The organism is Caloramator proteoclasticus DSM 10124, assembly GCF_900129265.1.
In the GTDB taxonomy this organism is placed as follows: Bacteria; Bacillota; Clostridia; order Clostridiales; family Caloramatoraceae; genus Thermobrachium; species Thermobrachium proteoclasticum.
In genome coordinates, this window is record NZ_FQVG01000080.1 from 1 (window position 1) to 7,742 (window position 7,742).

6 protein-coding genes are annotated in these 7,742 nt (G+C 30.0%); 5 read left to right on the top strand and 1 reads right to left on the bottom strand.

The annotated features are described in order from the left end of the window. The first annotated feature begins 221 nt into the window (after window positions 1–221). The 3 genes from BUB63_RS12365 to BUB63_RS13495 all read left to right on the top strand — a co-directional run bounded on the left by BUB63_RS12365 (window position 222) and on the right by BUB63_RS13495 (window position 3,592). Complete coding sequence (locus BUB63_RS12365) at window positions 222–1,952, top strand: methyl-accepting chemotaxis protein (RefSeq protein WP_073250213.1); 1,731 nt, start codon at window positions 222–224, stop codon at window positions 1,950–1,952. 39 nt (window positions 1,953–1,991) lie between these two features. After that, on the top strand, window positions 1,992–3,200 hold the full coding sequence (locus BUB63_RS12370; RefSeq protein WP_278299051.1) for a putative bifunctional diguanylate cyclase/phosphodiesterase: 1,209 nt from the start codon (window positions 1,992–1,994) through the stop codon (window positions 3,198–3,200). A 242-nt stretch (window positions 3,201–3,442) separates the two neighbouring features. Then, the gene (locus BUB63_RS13495; protein ID WP_242826173.1) at window positions 3,443–3,592 is read left to right on the top strand and encodes a Spo0E family sporulation regulatory protein-aspartic acid phosphatase; all 150 of its coding nucleotides are present in this window, start codon (window positions 3,443–3,445) and stop codon (window positions 3,590–3,592) included. A gap of 79 nt (window positions 3,593–3,671) precedes the next feature. Here BUB63_RS13495 and BUB63_RS12375 read toward each other — a convergent pair whose 3' ends face one another. Continuing rightward, complete coding sequence (locus tag BUB63_RS12375) at window positions 3,672–4,754, bottom strand: AlbA family DNA-binding domain-containing protein (RefSeq protein WP_073250219.1); 1,083 nt, start codon at window positions 4,752–4,754, stop codon at window positions 3,672–3,674. Window positions 4,755–4,952: 198 nt separating this feature from the next. Here BUB63_RS12375 and BUB63_RS12380 point away from each other — a divergent pair, with 198 nt between their 5' ends. Both BUB63_RS12380 and BUB63_RS13750 read left to right on the top strand, forming a co-directional pair. Next, on the top strand, window positions 4,953–7,412 hold the full coding sequence (locus tag BUB63_RS12380; protein ID WP_073250222.1) for an ABC transporter substrate-binding protein: 2,460 nt from the start codon (window positions 4,953–4,955) through the stop codon (window positions 7,410–7,412). A 236-nt stretch (window positions 7,413–7,648) separates the two neighbouring features. Then, the coding region (locus BUB63_RS13750) for an acyl-CoA/acyl-ACP dehydrogenase (RefSeq protein ID WP_143290292.1) at window positions 7,649–7,742 on the top strand (94 nt) is incomplete at its 3' end.

Here is a 7,742-nt window from a genome sequence, read left to right on the forward strand (position 1 = left end):
TTTATTATATTTATTTAACATAGATTTAACCTAACTAACAAAAATGTAATATTATTATGTCGATAAATGTCAAAGTAAAGCAGTTTACATCAATTTATGTCATATGATATAATTAAAATAGATTTTTAAATTTAAAAGTTTAATATACTAAAATAAGAATTAAAAACCAATAAAAAATCTATTTTAAATAATTGAATACAAATTAATGAGGAGTGTTTTTAATGGTAAGAGGGAATAGTACAGGGAGTAAAAACTTTCTTAAAAACATCAAAATGTTTTCTCTTATATTAATCCTAATTGCCTTTATGGGAGCTTCATTAATTGGTATTTCATTATTAGGAATGAGAAATATGCGGGTATTAAGTGGGGATATGAATAATCTTTACAATGAAAGGATGCTACCATCCCTTGAACTAAAGCATATTGAAACAGAATTTTATAAGATAAGATTATCATTATCACAAATGGTCTATTCAAACAAATATGATGAAACATTAGAACAAAATATAAATAAACAAAAAGACAATATTGATAATATACTTGAACATTATAGAAATACTAAGATGAATGAAGAACAAAAGAAGATGTTATTAGAAGTAGAAGGTGCATATAAAGCATATATGGATAATTCAAAACTATTAATTAACCAATTAAAGACAGGACAATCAATATCTGCAGAGGAAACTCAAAATTTAAAAAGTTTAACTTTGAATATTCAAAATGCAATAGATACATTAGTGCAAAAAAATGCATCTGAGGCAACAATAGCTGTTGATAGAGCAAATTTACTTTATTCTAAATCAAGAACTATAATGCTTAGCGTTTCTTTAATAATGGTAATTATATCAGCAGTTTTTGCTTATTTGTCTACAAAATTATTAAAAAATTCTATGGCACAAATAAACTATGTTGCAGAAAAGTTAAGTCAATATGATTTTACAGTAGAGCTGGATACTGAAGGAAAAAATGAATTTATAGAAATGAATAAGTCTCTATCAAAAGTTATAGATAATATGAAAAATGCGTTGGCTGAAATAAAAGAAAATACAGAAATTCTAAGTGCAAGTTCACAGGAATTATCTGCAACATCAGAGGAGATGGCATCATCATCACAGGAACTTGCGAAGACAATGGAACAGGTGGCAGAGGGTGCAACATCTCAGGCAAATGACCTACAGGATATAGTAAATCTAATAGCAGATTTAACTACAAATATAGAAAATGTATACGCTGAACTTAGAAATGTAAAGACAGAAACAGATAATGCAACAAACAAAGCAAATATTGGAAATGCTGAAATGGACAAGCTTGTAAAATCAATAACCGAAATCAAAAATGCCTTTGAAGTTGTTGTAAATAAAGTTGGAACACTTACAGCTTCAGTTAAGGAGATAAATAATATAACAAATGTAATAAATGCAATTTCAGAACAAACAAACCTACTTGCTCTAAATGCAGCAATAGAGGCAGCAAGAGCAGGAGAGGCAGGACGTGGATTTGCGGTAGTTGCAGATGAAGTAAGAAAACTTGCAGAAGAATCAAAGAAATCTACAGCAGAGATAGTTGAACTTGTAAATTCAATCCAAAAGGATACAGAAGAAGTAATAAAGACATCAAATGAGGTTGAGACATTTATACAAGCTCAAACAAGTGTAGTAGATAATACGGTAATGGCTTTTGTAGATATATTAAATTCTATAGAAAATATAGCACCTCTTATGAATAGAACATATGAGGGAATGGATAGAATAGTAAAATCTAAGGATGAGGTTTTATCAAAGGTAGAAGGGGTAAGTGCAATTGTAGAGGAAAACACAGCAGCATCAGAGGAGGTTGCAGCTTCATCCCAAGAAATATCAGCAGCATCAGAAGAAGTTGCTGCAACAGCACAAAACTTAAGTGCTATGGCTATGGATTTAGCTAATATAGTAAGTAGATTTAAGGTTGAATAATAAAAAGTGCCATAAAATTTATGGCACTTTTTAAATAATATTTTAAATAAATTACATATGTCTGTATTTGTTGAAAATAAGGGCTGTTTATTACTTTTAGATTTAGATAATTTTAAAAACGTAAACGATACATTAGGGCATATTTATGGTGATAATGTTTTGGTTGATATATCAAATATATTTAAAGATATAGAAACTATATATGATGGTTTAAGATTTTACAGAATGGCTGGAGATGAGTTTATAGCAATTTATAAATTCACAGATTATACAAAAATAGAAGAGTTGGTTAACGAAATAAAGGATAGGGTAAGTGATTTTGCAATTAATAAGGGCTTAAACATATCGACAAGTATTGGAATTGCCTTATATCCAAGAGATGGCCAGTCAATTGAACACCTATTAATGAAGGCTGATATGGCTATGTATGAGGCTAAGGAGAATGGAAAAAATACTTATGTTTATTTTGACACCAAAATGCAGGAGGCTGTTAAGGAAAAAACGTATATAGAAAATAAATTAATAGATGCACTTAAAACAAATAACTTTCAAATACTGTATCAACCAATATATGATATAAAAACAGGAGAAGTTGTATCCTTTGAAGCCCTTTTAAGAATAAAGGATTCAAACATATCTCCTGCAAAGTTTATTCCAATTGCTGAAAAGAGTAATTTAATAGTTGATATAGGTAATTGGGTAATAGAAAACGTATTAAGTCAAATTAGAGAATGGCTAAATAGAGGAATAAATGTAAAACCTGTTTCAATTAATATATCTGTAAAACAATTTTTAGATGGAACTTTTTTAGATTTAATTAAGGAATATCTGGATGAAAATAATATTTATAGGGATTTAATACAGTTAGAAATAACTGAAAGCTTATTGTTAGAAAAAAATGAACATACTATTCAAAAATTAAAAACAATAAAGGATTTAGGAATTAAATTGATATTAGATGATTTTGGAACAGGTTATTCTTCCTTGAGCTATCTAACATACATTCCTGTTGATAGAGTTAAATTAGACAAGTCTTTAAATGACAGGTTTGTGAATAAATATAATATAGAAACTATAAAAAATATTATTGGTTTAATAAAAAGTTTAGACTTAACTGTTACGGCAGAAGGAATTGAAACTATGGAACAGGTAGAAATATTAAGGCAAATAGGATGCGATTATGTTCAAGGATATGTTTTTTCAAAACCACTAATTGCTGAAGGGTGTATAGATTTATTAAAAAATTAATTGTTAGGGCAGGTATTCAATTAGAATGCCTGTCCTTTTTATATGAGAAGGATTTTAGGAAGATTAATCATTTAGGCTATAAATAAAATTTAATATGAACTTTTGGGTTATTTCCTATTTTTAGTAACAATATTACAAAAAATTAATCAGTATTCTACAAAATATTACACAACAATTAGACAAAATAATACAAAATTTTTTTAAAGATTTTGCTATTATAAAAATAAAGCGTGGTGAAGAGAATGATTACAAAAGAAGTACTAAATAAAGAAATGCAGAAGTTAAATGAAATGATAGAAATGAGTGATAAGTATTCCTATGAAGATATTTTAAAGCAGAGCCAGTTGGTAGATAAGCTAATTGTCGATTTTATGAAGAAAACAAGCAAATAAGGAGAGAAAAGAAAATGGAAATAACAGAGGAGAAATCTTAAAATACCTGTTCTATTTAGGCGATAGAACAGGTATTTTTTTATCTTATTATTATCTTTGTAATGTCCTGTGATGGGCCTTCGAATACCTTAATCTTTTTTAGTTTTTTTATATTCGGGTAAAGAAATTTCTTATCAACGTCAAAAATCATAAGTTTAAAATACATCCAAAGATTCTTAAATTCAAGTTTTCTAAAATTATTTTTATCTAAAAGCCCTGGTATTATCATTTCTATTTTATCCTTATATACTAAAACTTCAATGCATCTATTTATGTTAAGATAATTTCTTTCAATAAGTGCTTTAGATATACAAAAATTAATAACATCCATATTATCATATTTCTTAATAGATGATAGAGTTTCACTTATGGTATAAAGTTGACTTAAAATATTTCCTGTGCAAACCCTTATATTAGCATCCGAACCAGATGTGAAATCCTTTATTAAAACTGATGTGTGGGGAAAATAGATTTGAGGATTTTTTGAAAAAAGGAGTATTCCACCAAGAGTTGGATATATCTTCTTGGTCTCTCTATCTTGATATAAAAATCCCGATGAAATAAGCTGCACTTCATCTTTTTGATAGTTAAGACCAGAGAGATTAAAATATTTTTCTATAAGCTTAAAATCATAGTCTGATATTTGAGCATTAAAAACTGGAGTTTGTTCAATATGAATAAGTCCATATTCTTGAAGCATATATGCAATCTCTTCCTTGTGCATAAAATCAGTTGTAGAACCTCTTCTTATATAAAATGCACCATTTTCTTTAAGTTGATGGGGTTTATTGTTTGAACTATATATGGTTATTATTCCAAGGTATTTTCCGTGATAGTTTACAAGTTCTGCAGATACTGTTGCAGGAGGGTCAAGTCTTGTACTTATAATCTGTTGAATCTTTTCTTCATTAAAATCATCCTTATTTATTCCTACTATTTTTTTAGTCTTATCTTCAACACCGTATATGATATAGCCTCTTCCTCCAAAGATATTGGCAATAGCACATACATCCCTTGCAAGTTCCTTTTTTTCACTCTCTGTATTTAATGATATATCCTCTTTATAATCAAGTTTTGGACCTTCAGGTTTAGGTAGCAAAAGCTTTAATTTTTTTACATCCACTTATATTCACCTCAATATTATTATATTCCTCAAGAAGAAATAATTGGTTTACTTATGTATAATTTTAATGTATAATTTATTTTTATAAAATAGATTTAAATTAATTATATTTTACGTTTAATTTCTAATTTCGTTGTTAAGAAATTTTAAAAAAAGACGATAAATAAATGTTAGAACAAATCTGTGGGGGGTATTCTGATGTTTTTTAAACGAAAGAATCAAGAAATTGCAGTAACTAAAGATGACTTTGTTCCTGAGGTTAAAGTAAATAAAAGGGATGCAAAACTTGCACTTTTAAAGAAAAACCAAAGGGCAATAGTGGACAGGATAACTTCAAAGCTTGATGAAACAAAAAACACAACACAGGCATTAATTAGTTCTATAACTACAATAACTAAGGATGTAGAAGTTCAGATGGATGCAATAGAGCATCTTGTTCACGAGATAAATCAATATACTGCACTTGCAGAGGAGGTATATGCAAGTACAATAAATTCAGAACAGATAGCAGCACAAACATTAGAGACTGCAAAGATGGGGAATAGTGCCGTTGAGGTTTCAATAGGTGCAATGAATGAAATAGAAACATCAATGAACTATGTAAAGGATGCAGTTATTTCACTTGAAGAAAAGGCATCACATATAAATGATATGTTAAAGATAATAAGAGATATAGCAGAACAGACAAACCTACTATCCCTTAATGCCTCAATAGAAGCAGCACGTGCAGGAGAGGCAGGACGTGGCTTTGCAGTTGTTGCAACAGAGGTTAAAAAGCTTGCAGAGAGAAGTAGGGAATCTGCAGATACAATTTCAAAGACTATACAAGAAATCAATTCAAGCATAAAACAAACAATAGATGCAATTCAAAGGAGCAACCTTAAGGTAAAAGAAGGCGTGGAAAAGGCAAACCATACTATGGAGGTTTTCAATAATATAATAGAAGCTGTAAACACAACAGCAAGAACCTCAATAGAAATAAAAAATGCAATACAAGAACAAACTCAAAGCTTAGAAAAGGTTATAAGCTCCACAGAAGATATGAATAAAACCTCTGAAAAGGTTATGGCAAAGGTTGAATCAGCAGCCCTTTCAACAGAGTATACAAAAAATGCAATAGAATCACTAATTGAAGTATCCAACGATTTGAAAAATGTTTCAGATAATCTTTTAAGCAGGATAGATGAGGTTGAAGAAGAAAGTAGAGTTTTAAAGACAACAATAAATGGAACTCCATCAACACTAGACCCTGCAATGGCCTTTGACCAACAAAGTGCAAAGATATTTATTAACGTTCACGCAGGACTGTTAACTCCAGGACTTGGTGTAGAGATATATCCTGGTGTTGCAAAGAGTTGGTATGTTGAAGAGGATAATCTTACTTGGATTTTTAATCTAAAGAAGGGAATTAAATTCCACAATGGAAGAGAAGTTACAGCACAGGATGTAAAATACTCCTTTGAAAGACTTTTAAGTCCAAAGCTAAACTCACCAAATTCTTGGTTCCTATTTGACATAGAAGGTGCAGCAGAATATAATCAAGGGAAAATAAGAGAGGTTTCAGGTATAAAGGTATTAGATAAATATTGTATTTCACTAAAGCTAAAAAAGCCCTATACAGGATTCTTACTAAACCTTGCTCAAAGCTGTTGTGCTATACTTGCCAAAGAGGATGTGGAAAGAGGAGTATTTACAGGCTGTGGCCCATACAAAATAACTAATGTGAGTGAAAATGGATGTGTTCTTGAAGCCTTCCACGACTATTTTGGAGGATGTGCATATATAGATAAAATAGAAGTAACCTATGTAGATGATGATGTTGTTAAGAAGTTTGTAGATAGAGAATATGATTTCATTCCAGTTGATGATAGAAATACTCTTGAAAAGATTAAAGAGGCAGGTCTAAGTAACACTGTAAAACTACAAAATGTTATGACAACAACCTATGCAGGAATAAATTTAAGAAGTTCGTCCGCCTTTGTTAAGGATAAGGATGTAAGAAGGGCACTAAACTATGCAATAAACAAGAAAAGAATAATAGATGAAGTAATGGGTGGTATGGCTGTTGAATCAAAGGGACCACTTCCACCAAGTATAATCGATAACAAATACCTAAGAGGTTATGAATACAGTCCACAAAAGGCAAGGGAGATTTTAAGTAAAAAGGGTATAAAGGAGAAGTTAGTTATACAAATAAGACAAGGAAATGGTACTTCTGCAAATGAAAGAATAGCAGAGTATATGAAGGAAGATCTAAAGGCTGTTGGAATTGAATGTGTAATTGATAAAGTTTCTGCAGATAAGTACTTAAAGCCAGAAAGTATTGCAAAGTGTCATATATTCATAAGTGGTTGGGTTGCAGATACAGGTGACGCAGACAACTACTTAGAACCTCTGTTTAACCCAGCAAATTTCACAGATTTTACAGGCTATGAAAATCAAGAAGTTTTAGAACTTATGGCAAGGGCAAAGACAATAGTAAATCCTGAAAAGAGAATAGAGATGTATAAAAAGATACAGGAGATAATTGTAGATGATGCACCTTGGGTATTTTTATATCATCCTCAATCAGGATTTGCAGCCCATAAACATCTTGCAGGTGTAAGATTAAGTTCACTTGGAAAGACGAAGTTTGATGATATTATGATTATAGAATAAAGTGTACTTAAATGTAGACAAGTTTATAAAGATTTGCTACAAACTGTACAGAAAATCGGACAAATTATGCCAAGAGGCTATATAGAGTGTATCAAAGACAGGACAAATTTTTTATGTCCTGTCTTATTTTTTTACAACAATATTTAGCATTTAACTATTTTTAAACAAAAAAATTGGCACAGAAATTGCTATGTTAATAACGAAAGTTAATTTTATAACAAGTTTGGGGTGATTATATGGATTTTTCATTAACAAGAGAACAGCAGCTATCAAAACAAATGTTTGAAAAGTTTGTAGAAAATGAAGTAAGACCAATAGCAGCAGAGATTG

Bases quoted from the DNA above. Each gene is read 5' to 3' on its own strand.
- BUB63_RS12365 (WP_073250213.1), top strand. From the start codon at position 222: ATGGTAAGAGGGAATAGTACAGGGAGTAAAAACTTTCTTAAAAACATC.
- BUB63_RS13495 (WP_242826173.1), top strand. From the start codon at position 3,443: ATGATTACAAAAGAAGTACTAAATAAAGAAATGCAGAAGTTAAATGAA.
- BUB63_RS12380 (WP_073250222.1), top strand. From the start codon at position 4,953: ATGTTTTTTAAACGAAAGAATCAAGAAATTGCAGTAACTAAAGATGAC.